The sequence below is a fragment of the Tildeniella sp. genome (assembly GCF_059505325.1).
In genome coordinates this window covers 91,187-106,882 of the sequence record NZ_JCACKI010000076.1, presented here as the reverse complement: position 1 = coordinate 106,882, position 15,696 = coordinate 91,187, and the positions used below count along the sequence as shown (strand labels likewise).

The window sequence follows — 15,696 nt, the reverse complement described above, 5'->3', positions numbered from 1 at the left end:
GTTAGCGCTCGGCTGATAGATGCAAAAGCTGTTCTACGCTGAGACAGCGATCGTTACGACTGGGTTTCTACGCTCCATTGATGCGGCACAAGTACTGCGAGAAGTCTTCGCGGCGCGTCTCGCAGAGAAGCGCAGATCGCAGAATCCCAGCACCGCTCTCTAGACCCACAGCCGTAAAACAACTTGGAGATACATCATGACTACTAACGAAAACATACAAAAAGTCGTGCTGATTACAGGTGCCAGTAGCGGCATTGGTGAAGCAACCGCCCGGCTACTGGCTCACAATGGTTTGAAGGTGGTGTTGGGAGCGCGGCGCACCGATCGCCTGGACGCGATCGCCTCCGAAATCCGCGACAAAGGAGGTTCCGCTGCCTATCGCGCCCTGGACGTAACCAGCCTTGATGAGATGCAAGCCTTCGTCGATTTTGCCAAAGATAAGTTTGGTCGCCTTGATGTAGTGGTGAACAACGCTGGCTTGATGCCGCTCTCCAAACTGGAGGCATTGAAGATTGACGAATGGAACCGGATGATTGATGTGAATATTCGCGGCGTACTTCACGGCATTGCCGCCGCGCTGCCCACCTTCAAGCAGCAGCAATCCGGGCAGTTTGTTAATCTATCGTCGATCGGGGGACACGCCGTTTATCCCACTGCTGCGGTGTATTGTGCCACCAAGTATGCAGTTTGGGCGATCTCTGAGGGACTGCGGCAGGAATCAACGGATATTCGTGTGACCATCATCTCGCCCGGAACGACCGAATCCGAACTCGCTAGCACCATTACTGATCCTCAAGCAGCACAGTGGACGGAGGAGTTTCGCCAATCCGTCATCCCAGCAGATGCTATTGCCCGTGCGATCGCCTTTGCGATCGAGCAGCCCGCCGATGTGGATGTCAATGAGATCATCGTTCGACCGATCGGACAGAGCGGTTAAGTGCCATCAGATATGGGGGATTGAAATGGCTGTGAGTAGTAGAAGGGACGAAAGCTGCAATCCCTTTAGCGATCGATTTTGAGATCTGAGGCTGACAATAGTCTGCCTAACTCTGCTAATTTGGGATTTCAGAGGGAAAATGTCAACCCAAATAGTCGTTAGCTGGAAAAATCCGCTGCTGAATCAGGGATGTATACTTTTATCCAAGTTGCAACAATCTATGACTGACCGAAATCAATCTTTGTTGGAATTAGCAAAACGCAATGCCGAAGTTTACATTGCCAATCCGAAAACGAAAGCCGCAATGGTTACGGGTTCAGTTGCAGAAGGGCTGTGCGATGAATATTCTGATTGCGAGATGATTTTTTATTATGATGAGTTACCGTCTGAAGAAGAGTTGCGTCTGGCGCGTCAGCAAAATCAGGGTTCAGAGCCTCTTTGGAGTTTAGGCAATTTACAAGCGGGTTCGTTTGGTGAAAGTTACCTTGTGAATGGGGTTGAATTTCAGGTTGGTCACGAGACGATCGCTAACTGGGAAAAGGAGATTTCGACCATCTTGGAAGAGTTTGATCTTTCTCCGATGATGAAAGCGATGACAGGAACCCTGATCGGAATTCCCTTATACGGCGAACCGCTAATCCAGCAGTGGAAAGTTAAAATTGCAAATTATCCGGATGGACTCGCGCAAAAAATGGTTGAACATTACCTCAACTTCTTCGCAATTTGGGGAATGCAGGAAAAGCTAGCTAGACGGGATACAACGCTTTGGTATCAGCAAATTCTTGTTGAGTCAGCTCAAAATATCCTGGGTGTGTTGTCGGGATTGAACCGCTTGTATTATTCAACATTTCAATTCAAGCGAATGAGCAGATTTATCGAACAGATGGAGGTTGCGCCTGAAAATCTTGCTGAGCGTCTCGAAGGTTTATTTCATCATGAAGCTCCTGTTGCCGTCAATCAGCTTGAAGTGTTGGTTCGAGAAACCATAAAGCTTGTTGAGGTTCATATGCCTCAAATAGATACTTCCTTAGCAAAACGAAAAATAGGGTGGAGGCAGCAACCGTGGAAACTCAGCGAGACAAGTCGGTGAGGCATTCTAGCTAACCATCCCAATGCACCGGAACAATGTCAAGCGATCGGTGAAATGCAAAGGGGATCTGTGTCCAGTGATTGGAAACGTTGGGCGGCGGCGCGCAGTTTGGCTGTGTGCCGCAGGTTTTGATGCAGGATGGAATAATTTTGTCATACCGATTGAATAGAACGTGGGAGAGAAAATGAAAGCAGTAGTGATTAACGAATACGGTGATGAGAGCGTTTTACATTACACTGATGTCGATCGTCCAGAGCCTCAAGCGGACGAAGTTTTGGTGAAAGTTCACGCGGCGGCGGTCAATCCGGCGGACTGGAAGATCCGCGATGGCATGGGCGAACAGTTCGGCTTTAAACTGCCGCTGATTCTGGGCGGCGACATCGCTGGAACCGTCGAAGCAGTGGGCGATCGCGTTGAAAATTTTAAGCAGGGCGATGCGGTTTATGGGATGACCGTTTCCAACCTCTCCGATGGTTACGCCGAATATGCGATCGCCAAAGCAGACGCGATCGCGCTCAAGCCAGCAAGCCTCAGTTTTGAAGAGGCGGCAGCGATTCCAATTGCCGCATTGACTGCGTGGCAAGCGATGTTCGATTTGGCGCATCTGAGCAGCGGACAAAGAATCTTGATCACCGGAGCATCGGGCGGAGTCGGCTCGATGGCGGTTCAGTTAGCTAAAGCAAAAGGCGCGATCGTGATCGGCACAGCTTCGGGCAAAAACGAACAGTACGTCCGCAATTTGGGCGCAGATGAGTTTATTGATTACACACAGCAACCGTTTGAAGACGTTGTTAAAGACGTGGATGTCGTTTTTGATACGATCGGCAGCGACACCCAGGAGCGAGCCTTCCAAACGCTGAAAAAGGGCGGCTTTCTGGTGACATCGGCGCAGCCTCCATCCGCAGAAAAAGCACAGGCATTCGGCGTAGAAGCTGCCTTTGTCTTTTGTAAGTCGAACGCGCAGCAATTAGTCGAAATTAACAATCTGATTGACGAAGGTAAATTGAAAATCCACATCGAAACGGTGCTGCCGATCGCAGAAGTAAAAAAAGCACATCAACTTTCCCAAAGCGGACGCACACGCGGCAAGATCGTTTTGCAGGTCGGAGCATAGTCAGGACTGACGCAGAGGGGGTACTGCGATGTTCCTGCGTCAGTCCTGCTAATTTTACTCAAACTAACCAGGAGGACAACATGAACAAAAAACTAATCAACCCAGAGGAACTGTACGATGGTGCTGCCTTTGGCATGTCTCAGGCGACTATCGAGACGGCATCGGGGCTAGTTTTCGTCTCTGGTCAGGTTGATTGGAATCATCAATATGAGACTACAGAGAACTCGATCGAAGGACAAACCAGAAAGGCGCTTGACAATCTTAAAATTGCCCTAACAGCCGCTGGTTCAATCGAGCCATCTCCTTTTTCATAGGCGCGCACAACTCGTTCTCTAAAGTCTGCAGAGCAGGTTGTCATGGCACATCCTCATTTTGTTTCTACAAAAACTGTCCTATATCGTTGCGGAAAGTGCTGTAGCTGATAGCTGATGGCTGATAGCTAATCAATTCATCGTTGCGGATTCTGGTTCAGTGGTTTCTTGCGCTGGGTGAAAATAGTCGTAAATTTGCTGTGCTAGACGCGGACCAATACCTGGAACTGTAGCAATTTGAGTCGGGGACGCTTCACGCAGGTAGTCGATCGACCGAAAGGTGGCAAGCAGTTGCTTCTGGCGATGGTGTCCTAAACCGGGGATTTCGTCGAGGCGCGATCGTCTCATGCGATCGCTGCGCTGCTGACGATGGAAACTCACGGCAAAACGGTGTGCCTCATCTCGTAAACGACGCAACACCTGCACTCCGGGTTGTTCTGGCTCCGTCTTCAGCGGTAAGGATTCTCCCGGCAAAAAGATCTCTTCTCGCTGCTTGGCAAGGCTGACAACTTTGACATCTTCTAGCAGATTCATTTCGCGTAAGACTGCTACCACTGCTGAAAGCTGTCCCTTGCCGCCATCAATCATCACCAGGTCAGGAAAATCAGCCGTTGCGGACACATGGCGACTCAGGACGGAATCAACTTCCGCTTTCACCAATTCACCCTTTTCTTTCAGCGCGGCATACTTCCGAAAACGACGACGGATGACCTCTGCCATGCTGGCGAAATCGTCAGAGTGACCAGAAGTGACCGTCGGGTTTTTGATTTTGTAATGGCGATAGTGTTGTTTGGCGGGTAGCCCGTCGATGAAAACCACCTGTGATGCAACGGCATCGGAACCCTGAATGTGCGAAATGTCGTAGCCCTCGATGCGACGCGGCAGTTCGGGGAGATCCAGAATCTCAGCAAGGTCGAGCATTGCCTGCGCGTTGCGATCGGCAAACCGTTGCGTCCTTGCTAACTCGTACTCCGCGTTGCGCTCTACCATCTCGATCATCTCAGCTTTGGTTTGACGTTGAGGGGTGACGATCGTCACCTTACGCCCCTTCGCTTCAGTCAAAAACTCTGCCAGCATATCGCCTTCGGGTAATTCATGCTGCACCATAATCTCAGCGGGAATTTCTACCGCATCGACGGTTTGGTAATGCTCTTCCAGCACGCGCTGCAAAATTTCTCCTGGAGTGCCCGACTGAGCATCCGCAACAAAACCTAAGCGTCCGACCAAGCGCCCCGCACGAATCTGGAAAAGCTGCACACAGGCGTACTGGTCATCAGCCGCAAGGGCGATCGCATCCCGCGAAACGGTATCATCCGCCATCGATACCTTCTGGTCGGCACCCAGTAGCTTCAAGCCCGCAATCTGGTCACGAATTTTTGCTGCCTGCTCAAAGTTCAACGACTCCGCCGCCTTTTCCATTTGAGCCGTCAGAATATCGGATAGCTCACGCGATCGTCCCTGAAAGATCATCGCCACTTTCTGCACAATCTTGTGATAGTCCTCTGGGGAAATCAACGCCTGACAAACGCCAGGACAACGACCAATATCGTAATTCAGGCAGGGACGATCCTTGAATAGCGGTTGAGGACGTTGGCGGAGGGGAAAAATCCGCTTCACTAAATGCAGCGTTTGGCGCAGCAGTCCAGTATCGACATAAGGACCGTAATAGCGGTCTTTCTCCTTAGCCGATCGCCGTTTACGGGTGATGAAGATACGAGGGTACGCTTCTGACCAGGTAATGCAGAGATAAGGATACTTTTTATCATCCTTCAGCAGCACGTTGAAGTGGGGCTGATGCTGCTTCACGAGATTTGCCTCTAGCGCCAGCGCTTCGGCTTCGGTATCGGTGACGATAAATTCAATTTCTGCAACCTGCTTCACCATCAACGCAATGCGGGGACTCAACCCCTGGTTATCGCGGAAGTAAGAGCGGACGCGCGATCGCAGCTTTTTAGACTTGCCAATGTAGAGAATCTGGTCATTCGCATCCCGCATGTAATACACACCCGGTTCCGCTGGTATCTCCTTGAGGCGACTTTCCAGACGGTCTGGATCGTTGACCAGTGTCAGAACTTTTGTAGATGTCACAGGCGAGACTTCATTGTTAGGCTTCACCTCAATTTTAAACGAATCTATCGAGACTTCAAACATAGCTAGAGACGCTTGTCTCCGTAATCGCTAAGATCAGCGTGTATTCAATTAAACATTCACACACTGAATCTTGTCATATGACGCTCGAAGAGTTTGAATCTCAAACCCGTGAGGAACTGGAACAAACCCTCAATCAACTTCAAGCAGCGACGTTGCTGATCGCAGAGTTGACAACCCAAATCTCGCAAACGGGCAGAACAGTGCAGGTACTTAGTCAGCACATCGAGACCTTCGTTATTCAGCAGAGAAGCCAATAGCGCTGCATTGTCCTGTGAATGGCTGCTTTCTTAACCTTAGAGGTTGTTTGAAAAGTGTCTGGCGGTAAAACCGCGACTACGTAAACAAAGTTCGCCTGCGCGGACTACCGCAGAGTAAGGGTTTTATAACCTGCGTAGGCAGGTTTTGTGCGTGTAGCCGCGACTTCAGTCGCCAGAGCTACACGCATCTGGACTTTTAAAACATCCTCTTAGACAGGGTTGGAGCGCCCAGCTTGGCGCAATCGCTCCGTGGATATAGAAACGATCGCCTCAGTCCAAGTAGTTAGTCTAAAGATCGTGGATTAAATGACCTGTAATTCTGCGTAGGATGCCGTCAGCGTAGCGTAACGGATCGCTTCCGGGCTTTGATGCGTTACGGCTAGCGCCTTTAGCGAAGCCATGCCGTAGCTTGCTTCTCGAAGAGTAGGCTATACACATCCTACAAAATTCGGTGTGATTGAATTCTTATTCCTAAGTGAGCCTGAGCGAGAAAGGTGCGCTGTCGCATATCGATCGCGCTTTTAGAGACATTAAACAAGCTACGGAGGAGAATCGTTGCTTACTGCACTGTCAGCGCTCTCAATTCATCGCTAATGGCTTGCTGAATCTGAGGTAGCATCACTGGTTTGACTAAATATTGGCGGGCACCCAAACTCAAGGCACGCACTCGATCGGCTTGGAAAGCAAACGCTGAAATCACGACAATTGGCGTTTGCGACCACTCCAGGGTTTGTTGCGCCTGCTCTAGTAAAGTAAAGCCATCAATATCTGGCAGCTTTAGATCAAGCAAAACCAAATGAGGGCGAAACTGCGCCATTTCTTGAGCGAACATGGAACCGCTGGAAAGAGTATGAACTGAGTAACCGCAATGCCTCAAATAATCGCTCATTAGTTGGCGACTGATGTCATTATCTTCAACCAACAGAATGCGAGTATTGGAGTTTAGGTGAGATACAGGAGCGATTGTTGCTTGCATAGCGCCTTGTTACTTTGCAGCTAGCCAATCTACCGTCCCTCAAGAACCTTAAGATCGCACACAGTCTGAGTCACCAGCACTCAAAGAGCAGCTCAGGTAAAGAGATCGATTGGCTTGCGTGATTGATTTTCAGGAAACAGATTAATCCGACTAGCGATTGCTACAGACTGCTGAAGATACATCGTACGAACAATGCTGTCAACGATCAGGATCACTCAGTAATGCTGTCAACATACTTGTGCTAATAGTAACCTGTATTCAAAGGTTGCGCTTCAGTAGTCATCCTCTTTTGTGAGCGCTGCTGAATAGAGGTATGAATGGTCAAAACCGCCCTCACCCTCACCCTCTCCCGTTGGGAGAGGGGACTAGATTCTGGCTCCCTTCTCCTTGGGGAGAAGGGCTGGGGATGAGGGAAATCATACTTGCATTCAGCAACGCCCTTTTGTGAGCGCTGCCTTCGCATCAACAGTGTCCGTTTTAGTTTCGCTGGTATCAGTTACCGCAAAGTCAGGCGTGTGTCAGGCGATCGCGGGTTCTGGCAACGCACCCTGCATTCGACCGAGCCAGTTGAGTAAACTATCAAGCTGTTGTTCAGCCTTCAACGCCCCCAAGCCCCGTATAGTGATTTTTCCTGGAGTATACACAAAGCGCGAGTGTAGATGATCGGGTAAGTTTGCCTTGAGGAGATTCCAGGCGGGTTCTGCCATCGGCGTTTCGAGCACAACATGCTGTGTGCCATCGGGCTTGATGCGAGAGAAGCCAAGCTTTTTAGCAACCTGCTTTAGTTCCACAATGCGGATGAGTTGGAGGGCAGCAGCGGGAATCGCACCGTAGCGATCGCTCCAATCTGCTGCAATTTGCGTCAGTTCTTGCTTGCCACTGGCAGAGGCAACGGCGCGATAAGCGCTCATTTTTTGATCCAGATCAGGAATGTAGTCAGCCGGAATGAACGCGGTTAGATTAAGGTCAATCTGCGTGTCATCAACGATGGGAATTTCTTGACCGCGAATTTCACCAATCGCTTCTTCCAACATTTCGATGTAGAGGTCAAAGCCGATCGCGTCCAGTTGTCCAGATTGTTCGGCACCGAGCAAATTACCGACTCCGCGAATCTCCATATCGCGCACGGCAAGTTGATAACCAGAACCAAGCTGCGCGAATTCTTGAATGGCTCGTAGCCGTTGGCGTGCTACGTCGGTAAGCTGGCTTTGTTTGGGGTAAAACAGCCATGCGTGCGCCTGAATGCCTGCTCGACCGACGCGTCCCCGCAACTGGTACAACTGCGATAGCCCAAACCGCTGCGCGTCTTCAATCAAGATGGTGTTGACGCGCGGAATGTCCAGCCCCGATTCAATGATGGTGGTGCAGAGGAGAACATCGGCTTCGCCTTCGCTGAAGGTGAGCATGGTAGTTTCCAGTTCGGCTTCGGGCATCTGTCCGTGGGCGATCGCAATCCGAATGCTGGGGATCATTTCCCGCAGGCGCACCGCGATTTCGTCAATGCCTTCGACACGGGGGACGACGTAAAAGATCTGCCCACCGCGATCGAGTTCTTGCCGCATTGCAGTCCTCACAACCTCTGGATCGTAGGGCGACAGATGCGTTTTGATGGGACGACGGGAGGGGGGTGGGGTCGTAATGAGACTCATCTCGCGCACACCCGAAAGCGCCATGTACAGCGTCCGCGGAATCGGTGTAGCGCTCAACGTCAACACATCCACCTGCGTTCTAAGGGATTTAATTTTCTCTTTCTGATTCACGCCAAACCGCTGTTCTTCATCCACCACTAGCAAACCCAGATCGCGCGGCTGTACTTCTTTACTAAGTAACTGATGCGTACCAACGACGATGTCTAGTTCACCCGTTTTCAGTCGCTGCATGATGTCCTTACGTTCTTGCGGGGAACGAAAGCGGTTCAGCAAGCCGATTTGGATGGGATAGGGCGCAAAGCGTTCTTTCAGCGTGTGATAGTGCTGCTGCGTGAGGATGGTCGTCGGGGCAAGCATTGCCACCTGTTTGCCCGCTGTCACCGCTTTGAAGATGGCGCGGATCGCAACCTCAGTTTTGCCGAAGCCCACATCACCACAGACGAGCCGATCCATGGGGCGATCGCTCTGCATATCTTGCTTCACGTCCTGGGTTGCCTTCAGTTGGTCGGGCGTGGGCTGATAGGGAAAGGACTCTTCCATTTCCTCCTGCCAAGGCATATCTACCGGATACGTGAACCCGACTTGCTGTGCCCGTTGTGCATAAAGCTGGAGCAGATCCACCGCCACTTTCTTGATTGCCTTGCGAACCTTGCTTTTGGTGCGCTCCCACGCCTTGCTGGACATTTTGTTGAGTTCGGGTGTCGTTTCGCCTGCTCCTCGGAAGCGTGAAAGCGAACTCAGCTGATCTGCTGCCACCCGCAGCAAGCCATCGGCGTACTGCAACACCAGATACTCGCGGGTTTCGTGGTTCAAGGTCAGGCTTTCCAGTTTGAGGAAGCGACCCACGCCATGATTTTTATGCACTACATAATCGCCGGGACGCAGTTTATTTGGGTCAACCTGCTTGGATGCCGCGCGACGACGTTTGCGGACATAGCTGGGTGTGGCGAGAGAATGCTGACCAAAAAACTCCCGATCGGTCACCACGACCAAGCGGAACGTCGGCAGAATGAAGCCTTCCAATTCCGCCAAGCCAGAGTATTTCACCGCAACCGGGACGTGCTGCACCTGAAGCTTATCGATCGCTAAAAAATCACGTGGATTGGGAATAAACTGTGCCGGACAATCATGCTCTTGCAGCAGCGACACCGATCGCGACGGTTGCGCCGACACCAGCCAGATCGAAAAGCCCCGATCGCGCTCATCCCGTAACGTTTCTGCCAGCCTGCCAAACTGATGCGGAATTGCAGGCACCGATCGACTCGCCAAATTCATCGGAGCCGCACCTTTATCCTGCGCCGTCCGAACCTTCGGCTCCTCTGCCAATTCCGACAAATAGAGGCGATCGAATAGTTCAACTTCTGTCAGCGACTCTGCAAACGATCGATGGATGCGCGGCAACTCCCCACTCCCCACTCCCCACTCCCCACTCCCCAATTCCCCATACTGCTCCTCCGCATGTTCAAACCATCGATCGCCGTGTGCCTCCGATTGGTCTGGTTCGTCGATCACAATGAGGGTGGTTTCGGGCAAATAATCTAGCAGCGAAGCAGGTTTATCAAAGGCAATGCCCAGGAAGCGACGGGAGCCTTCAAGCACTAACCCCTGGTCAAATTTCTCCTGATCTTCTTCAGAGAGAAACGCCTTCACCGCATCGGCTTTGCTGCCCGTGAGTGCGGCTTGAATGATCGGCGCAAAGTTTGTGGGCGTGAGAACGATTTGCTCGACGCGATCGAGCGATCGCTGCGTGGCGGGGTCAAACTCCCGAATCTGATCCAATTCATCCCCAAACAACTCCAACCGCATCGGCAGTTCAGACGCAACCGGAAACACATCAATAATGTCTCCCCGACGACTCCATTGCCCCTCTGTTTCAACTAACGGGACGCGATCGTACCCCAACCGCGCCAGTTCATGCCCCAGCGTTTCTAGATCTAATTCTGTGCCCCGTTTCAGCGTCAGACAGTAAGGCTTGAGCGCTGTAACAGGCGGGAGGTGAGGTTGGAGAGCGCGTTCAGTAGTGACGATCGCAAGCGGGTGTGGGGTGTGGGGTGTAGGGTGTGGGGCAAGAGTTTTAAGGTTCAAGTGATTCCCTCCTGCTTCCCTTGCTCCCTCTGCTTCCCTTGCTCCCTCTGCTTCCCTTGCTCCCTCTGCTTCCCTTGCTTCCCTTGCTCCCTCTGCTTCCCCTGCTTTCCCTGCTCCCGTCTCCTCCTGACTCCTCTCCCCTCTCCTCTCTCCCCTTACCAACTCCGCCAACACCTGCAACTGCCCCCAGACCATCTCCGACTCCGGATCAAACGGTTCATAGGGCGATGATTCTGACGTGGGGTAGAAGTGAACCGTTTGCCAGCCCATTGCGTCGAGTTGGGCAGTCCAGCGTCCGGCTTCTTCGAGCGTGGCAGTGACGACCAGCAGGTTACGAGATTGTGCTTGCGCCAGAGCCGAACTGACTAATCCTTTGGGTAACCGCGCCAAGCCGTTCAACCTCAGGTGTTGATGCTGTTGGAGTTTCGCTAAGAGTTCTGTAGTGAGGGGCGATCGCCCCAGCGCACGAGTGATGGAAGAAAACGCCATGTTGAAACCGCGAAGCCTGTTGAGAAGAGTTACCTATTTTCATCATAGAGGGCTTACTATGCTGCTGCGCTATCTTCAGGGAAGTAGCTGTGAGTCCCTTTACGAAAGCTCTTTCTCTTGGCATAAACGCAGGGTTAAAGAATAGAACTTTTGCTAGAGGAATTTTAGAGGTGTAGTCTATAAAGTCATTGTTGTGCTTATACATCACTCTTGCGATCGCGCACATTTCACCAATTTAGTACTGAGAAAAATTAAGAGGGTGATGGGCGGTCACAATTCACATTACTTACTGGAGTACGACAATGAAGATGTTTATTGATACACTCAAGTCACTACGGCTTAGCCAGACTCTTGTAGTTCTATTTGCTGGCGTTCTAGTCCTATTTAGCACCGCTTGCAGCCGCGCTGATACGGTTGCTGACCGAGTTCCTGGTAACCCTGGTCCAAACACACCCGGGCAGTCGCAGCCTTACAAAGGCGGCATGAATAACTTTAGTGACGACGCTTCTAGCCGCTTAAGCACCGAATCGGCAACAAAAGCAAAAGCGCTTAAAGATAAGGTACAGAGTCGTCTTAACCAGAAAGGTGTTAATAGCCCCGATGACTTAGTCGATAACGTGCGTACGGCTAACCCTGGTAAGCAAGCCCAGCGCTTCGGCGATGATGCTCGTCGGCAAGCTAATGATGTTAAAGACAACCTACAAACCTTCGGCGATCGTGGTGCGAAAAACGTCAAGCGCAACGCTGGAGATGCGTTTGATAACGCTGCGGATGCTGCTAAGGACACGGTGGACGATAGTGCTAATGCTACAAAGCGGGCATTAGACAAGGCTGCTTAAGCATCACTGCTACCACAGTACAACTGAAACTGAAGTGCAACTAATTAGTGTTAAGGAGTAGGGAGGATATGTTCTCCTGGCTCCTTAATACTATGAAGGATTGCCCCTCTTCGATCGATCGCTGCCTTCTAGATGTCGTTGCAGCCGTTTTAGGGTCTGGTACATTTCTGGCAAACGGCTATAGACAGCAGACGACTTAAGGTAAATTTTGTGGTCAACCGCAGGGTAGCCGGAGACAATCTGACCTGCTTCAACCGTGCCATGAACCCCTGTTTTGGAGGTCGCGATCGCGCCTGCGCCAATTTTCGCATTATTCGCCGCGCCAACCTGTCCCGCTAGAATCGCTCGATCGCCCACTTCTACGCCACCTGCCAGCCCAACTTGAGCCGCAATCGCGCATCCCTGTCCAATCTGGCACCCGTGACCAATGTGTACCAGGTTATCCAGCTTGGTGTTGCGCCCAATACGCGTATTGCCGACTGCGGGACGATCGACCGTCGAGTTGCAGCCGACCTCTACGCCATCTTCTAAGATCACATAGCCCGATTGCTCCATCTTGTACCAGCCTTCGCGGGTTGGAACGAAGCCAAACCCCTCGGAACCAATCACAGCCCCAGCGTGAATCACACAGTCTGCGCCAATCTGAGTGCGTTCGTGAATGACGCAGTTAGCATGGAGCACGGTGCGATCGCCAAGCTGCGATTCTGGATAAACCACCACGTTGGGGTGGATGCACACGCGATCGCCAACGCTAACACCAGACTGAATGACGACATGAGCGCCGATCGCCACTTCCTCACCCAGTTGCACGGAGGGATCAATGACAGCACTGGGATGAATGGACGGCGCGAGGCGAAACGGCTGGTAGAACAGAGCGATCGCCTGAGCAAACATCAGGCGGGGTTCGGGTGCTTCAATCCAGGTAATGCCGCGATCGCTCGCTTCTGCCTGAAGTGCCGCATCTTTTGGCAGAATTAACGCAGTGGCAGCAGTATTTTTTACCTGAGCGGCAAATTTCGCGCCTTCAATGTAGCTGATATTGCCCGCGATCGCGGCATCTACGGCTGCTGCACCTGTAAGATCAGCGTCTTCAATCACTTCTGACCGCAACGGCTGACCGTTGATGGCACTGAGTTTTTCTAGCAGTTCGCTAACTTTCATCATTCCCTCGATTGTCACTCACCACCGCCCTTACCGTACCAAAAAGGCGGCACATTCGACATGGGGCGTTTGAGGAAAGAAGTCGGCAGGTTGGACGCGCGTCAGGCGATAGTGCTCGTTCTGGCATAGCAGTTTTAGATCACGAGCGAGCGTTGCAGGATTGCAGCTAACGTAGACGATGCGATCGGGTGCCAGTTGAACCAGTGCTTCGATGACGGACGCATCACAGCCTCGTCTCGGTGGATCGAGCAGCACGATGTCCGGCTTCACCTCCAACTGAGGCAGCAGCGCTTCGACGGCTCCTTCCGTAAACGTGACGTTCTCCAATTGGTTCAGACTAGCGCTGAGTCTGGCTTGCTCAACGGCTTCGGGTTGTAGTTCTAGCCCGATCGCCTGCCTCACGTGCTGTGCCAGGGGCAGTGTAAACGTTCCAATACCACAGTAGGCATCCAGCAAGACCTCAGTGCCTTGCAAATGCAGTTCCTCTGTGATGACCTGCAAGAGCGTTTCTGCCTGTTCCGTATGAATTTGGAAGAATGTATCGGGTCGCAGTTGGAAGGTTAAGCCTGCAAAGGTTTCATGCAGGTAGGGCTGTCCGGCGACACAGACGGTTTCGCGCCCAAAGATGGCATTGGTGCGATCGGGGTTCACATTCAGCGATACGCCCACAAGATCGGGATAGCGAGCCAGCCATGCCTCTGCCTGCTCTTCCAGCCCAGGCAAATTTGTATCCTTCACCACCAGCGTTAGCAGCATTTCGCCCGTACGACGACCAATGCGGAGCGCCAGGTGGCGCACTTTGCCGCGATGCAGCTTCTCGTCGTAAATGCCCCAGCCACGATCGTACAAATCTTGCTTCACCTCTGACAGCAAGGGATTCAACCGCTCATCTTGAACAGGGCACTGGTTCAAGTTGACAATCTGATGACTGCCCTTCTGGTAATAGCCTGCTTGGATTTGTCCCGTCTGCGATCGCGCCAGTGGATACGTCGCCTTGTTGCGATAGCCCAGATCGGCTGCCGCTGCCAGAATGGGATTAACGGGCGGCTCACTAAACCCACCAATGCGTCTCAATGCCTGTATCACTTGATTGTGCTTAGCTTCAAGCTGGTAAGTGTAGTCCACGTGCTGCCACTGACAGCCACCGCACTTATCTGCCACAATGCAACGGGCACGAATGCGGTGTGGCGATGGTTCCAACAGCTCTAGTAGTTTGCCATGAGCATACTGAGGTTTGACGCGCAGCAGGCGGATCTGAACACGATCGCCCGTTACGGTATCAGGCACGAACACTACGCGGTCGTGCGATCGACCAACGCCGTCGCCGCTATCGCTCAGGTCTGTAATGGTCACGTCAATGATCTGTCCCTGCTGCCAACGATTTGCCGCTGGTGCAGTCATGTTATCTTCAGACGGCAATGGAGTGATAGACACCGAAACCTCGTGATGAAAGGGTATGTGAAGCGCTGTAGGCAAGAGTGGGAAAAACTGCCTTTGAGTGACAAACTCTATCGCACCTTATGGAGCGTTGTTTATTTGGGCACACTGTGAGCGATGGAGCGATCGGTGGTCAAGGCATCACTGCTTAGTGCTAGCAAGCGTCAACAGACCAGTCTTGTCATTTAGCAAACCTGTCCAACAATCGTCAACTGGCTGTTACTGGTTAGCGAAGTAAACGACACTCATCCTCGGTACGATCACGTTGAAAGACTCGTCTGCCAAAATTACTTCGAGCTCCTATCCTACGCGATGTGCAACTAATTCGCCCTCATCCCCACCCTTCTCCCCAGGGAGAAGGGCTTCCAGACCGTTCCGGTTCCCTCTCCCATCGGGAGAGGGCTAGGGTGAGGGCAGTTTTGGCAGGCTTTTCAGGAAAGTCGCACATCGCGTTATCCTATCAACCAACTCCCTGAACGATGAAGGTCAAGCCCAAAACGACACTCCTGGCAGGTGCCTTTTTTTTAGCGAGGGTTGGTAGGATTTGTGCACTCATCAGCTTGAGAGACTCCTCGTGCCCGCTGCCATCAGCTTGTTGATGACGGCAAACCAACCCTTTAGTCAGTGGAGTAGCATCTTTACAGATTCGGTGATGACGGTCGCTGCGATTGATCGCTTCACCCTTCACGCGACACATTTCACAGCTTTCAGCGATCGCAATCAAAGGTAAAAAGTTAGAGAGCCGATCCAGCCTGCATTCTAAGGCAATGCGATTTTTATCGCACGTATCTTGGCTCAAACCCTAAACACCCTACTGTGCGTTCAGATCAGCCATAAGGAGATTAATGCGTTCTGCAACATCAGCCTTTCCCTCCGGGTCTGCTTCGCAGAGAAAAACGTCAAGAATGAACCAGCGACACAGATCGGGATTGGTCTCCACCAAACTGAGAATGACTCCATTGATCACTTCTGTAGTCATAGCATCAGGCAGTCGCTGCAATTCATCACGAATCATCAGGGCATTTTCAAGTTCTTGGGTTTGATAGGCACTAACGACAGCCTGAACAACGACCCCAATTAATTCATTTAGATTTGCCTTTACGTCATCCATGCTACGTGTCAAATTTTTCTGACAGCTTGGTGGAAACCCAATGGTAATTTAGATCGCTGTACGTGACTACCCCTGATCAGCATCGGTTG

Annotated in this window: 13 protein-coding genes and 1 pseudogene; 8 read left to right on the top strand and 6 right to left on the bottom strand. The window is 51.8% G+C overall.

Features of this window, described 5'->3' with window-relative positions:
- Positions 1 to 19 precede the first annotated feature (19 nt).
- The 5 genes from AC5JO6_RS28510 (at position 20) to AC5JO6_RS28490 (ending at position 3,455) form a co-directional block, all read left to right on the top strand.
- Positions 20 to 163, top strand: coding sequence for a hypothetical protein (locus AC5JO6_RS28510; RefSeq protein ID WP_496084431.1), 144 nt, complete (start codon positions 20 to 22; stop codon positions 161 to 163).
- Positions 164 to 196: 33 nt separating this feature from the next.
- Complete coding sequence (locus AC5JO6_RS28505; RefSeq protein ID WP_496084430.1) at positions 197 to 937, top strand: SDR family oxidoreductase; 741 nt, start codon at positions 197 to 199, stop codon at positions 935 to 937.
- Between the two features lie 220 nt (positions 938 to 1,157).
- Positions 1,158 to 2,027, top strand: coding sequence for a hypothetical protein (locus AC5JO6_RS28500; RefSeq protein WP_496084429.1), 870 nt, complete (start codon positions 1,158 to 1,160; stop codon positions 2,025 to 2,027).
- 184 nt (positions 2,028 to 2,211) lie between these two features.
- Positions 2,212 to 3,141: an NADP-dependent oxidoreductase gene (locus AC5JO6_RS28495; RefSeq protein ID WP_496084428.1), complete on the top strand. Its 930-nt coding sequence runs from the start codon at positions 2,212 to 2,214 to the stop codon at positions 3,139 to 3,141.
- An 80-nt stretch (positions 3,142 to 3,221) separates the two neighbouring features.
- Positions 3,222 to 3,455, top strand: coding sequence for a RidA family protein (locus AC5JO6_RS28490; protein WP_496084427.1), 234 nt, complete (start codon positions 3,222 to 3,224; stop codon positions 3,453 to 3,455).
- 129 nt (positions 3,456 to 3,584) lie between these two features.
- Here AC5JO6_RS28490 and uvrC read toward each other — a convergent pair whose 3' ends face one another.
- Positions 3,585 to 5,540 carry an excinuclease ABC subunit UvrC gene (uvrC, locus tag AC5JO6_RS28485; protein WP_496084426.1) on the bottom strand — a complete coding sequence of 652 codons (1,956 nt, stop codon included), beginning with the start codon at positions 5,538 to 5,540 and terminating at the stop codon, positions 3,585 to 3,587.
- Positions 5,541 to 5,680: 140 nt separating this feature from the next.
- On the opposite strand from uvrC, the gene AC5JO6_RS28480 reads away from it, so the two are divergent.
- Positions 5,681 to 5,860 (top strand): hypothetical protein, encoded by a 180-nt coding sequence (locus tag AC5JO6_RS28480; protein ID WP_496084425.1) that lies wholly within the window; start codon positions 5,681 to 5,683, stop codon positions 5,858 to 5,860.
- Positions 5,861 to 6,419: 559 nt separating this feature from the next.
- Here AC5JO6_RS28480 and AC5JO6_RS28475 read toward each other — a convergent pair.
- Together AC5JO6_RS28475 and mfd are read right to left on the bottom strand one after the other, a co-directional pair.
- On the bottom strand, positions 6,420 to 6,836 hold the full coding sequence (locus AC5JO6_RS28475) for a response regulator (RefSeq protein ID WP_496084424.1): 417 nt from the start codon (positions 6,834 to 6,836) through the stop codon (positions 6,420 to 6,422).
- A 518-nt stretch (positions 6,837 to 7,354) separates the two neighbouring features.
- On the bottom strand, positions 7,355 to 11,059 hold the full coding sequence (gene mfd, locus AC5JO6_RS28470) for a transcription-repair coupling factor (RefSeq protein ID WP_496084423.1): 3,705 nt from the start codon (positions 11,057 to 11,059) through the stop codon (positions 7,355 to 7,357).
- Positions 11,060 to 11,361: 302 nt separating this feature from the next.
- Here mfd and AC5JO6_RS28465 point away from each other — a divergent pair, with 302 nt between their 5' ends.
- Positions 11,362 to 11,898, top strand: coding sequence for a DUF6658 family protein (locus AC5JO6_RS28465; protein ID WP_496084422.1), 537 nt, complete (start codon positions 11,362 to 11,364; stop codon positions 11,896 to 11,898).
- Positions 11,899 to 11,988: 90 nt separating this feature from the next.
- On the opposite strand, the gene lpxD is transcribed toward AC5JO6_RS28465, so the two are convergent.
- A complete protein-coding gene (lpxD, locus tag AC5JO6_RS28460) occupies positions 11,989 to 13,059 on the bottom strand; it encodes a UDP-3-O-(3-hydroxymyristoyl)glucosamine N-acyltransferase (protein ID WP_496084499.1) in 1,071 nt (356 codons plus the stop codon).
- Positions 13,060 to 13,089: 30 nt separating this feature from the next.
- A complete protein-coding gene (gene rlmD / locus AC5JO6_RS28455) occupies positions 13,090 to 14,460 on the bottom strand; it encodes a 23S rRNA (uracil(1939)-C(5))-methyltransferase RlmD (protein ID WP_496084498.1) in 1,371 nt (456 codons plus the stop codon).
- A 625-nt stretch (positions 14,461 to 15,085) separates the two neighbouring features.
- On the opposite strand from rlmD, the pseudogene AC5JO6_RS28450 reads away from it, so the two are divergent.
- Positions 15,086 to 15,196: pseudogene (locus AC5JO6_RS28450) on the top strand (ATP-binding protein); the annotation flags it as partial.
- Positions 15,197 to 15,307: 111 nt separating this feature from the next.
- Here AC5JO6_RS28450 and AC5JO6_RS28445 read toward each other — a convergent pair.
- A complete protein-coding gene (locus AC5JO6_RS28445; protein WP_496084421.1) occupies positions 15,308 to 15,607 on the bottom strand; it encodes a hypothetical protein in 300 nt (99 codons plus the stop codon).
- Positions 15,608 to 15,696 lie beyond the last annotated feature (89 nt).

Bases quoted from the DNA above. Each gene is read 5' to 3' on its own strand.
- AC5JO6_RS28510 (WP_496084431.1), top strand. From the start codon at position 20: ATGCAAAAGCTGTTCTACGCTGAGACAGCGATCGTTACGACTGGGTTT.
- AC5JO6_RS28505 (WP_496084430.1), top strand. From the start codon at position 197: ATGACTACTAACGAAAACATACAAAAAGTCGTGCTGATTACAGGTGCC.
- AC5JO6_RS28500 (WP_496084429.1), top strand. From the start codon at position 1,158: ATGACTGACCGAAATCAATCTTTGTTGGAATTAGCAAAACGCAATGCC.
- AC5JO6_RS28495 (WP_496084428.1), top strand. From the start codon at position 2,212: ATGAAAGCAGTAGTGATTAACGAATACGGTGATGAGAGCGTTTTACAT.
- AC5JO6_RS28490 (WP_496084427.1), top strand. From the start codon at position 3,222: ATGAACAAAAAACTAATCAACCCAGAGGAACTGTACGATGGTGCTGCC.
- AC5JO6_RS28480 (WP_496084425.1), top strand. From the start codon at position 5,681: ATGACGCTCGAAGAGTTTGAATCTCAAACCCGTGAGGAACTGGAACAA.
- AC5JO6_RS28475 (WP_496084424.1), bottom strand. From the start codon at position 6,836: ATGCAAGCAACAATCGCTCCTGTATCTCACCTAAACTCCAATACTCGC.
- mfd (WP_496084423.1), bottom strand. From the start codon at position 11,059: ATGGCGTTTTCTTCCATCACTCGTGCGCTGGGGCGATCGCCCCTCACT.
- AC5JO6_RS28465 (WP_496084422.1), top strand. From the start codon at position 11,362: ATGAAGATGTTTATTGATACACTCAAGTCACTACGGCTTAGCCAGACT.
- lpxD (WP_496084499.1), bottom strand. From the start codon at position 13,059: ATGAAAGTTAGCGAACTGCTAGAAAAACTCAGTGCCATCAACGGTCAG.
- rlmD (WP_496084498.1), bottom strand. From the start codon at position 14,460: ATGACTGCACCAGCGGCAAATCGTTGGCAGCAGGGACAGATCATTGAC.
- AC5JO6_RS28445 (WP_496084421.1), bottom strand. From the start codon at position 15,607: ATGGATGACGTAAAGGCAAATCTAAATGAATTAATTGGGGTCGTTGTT.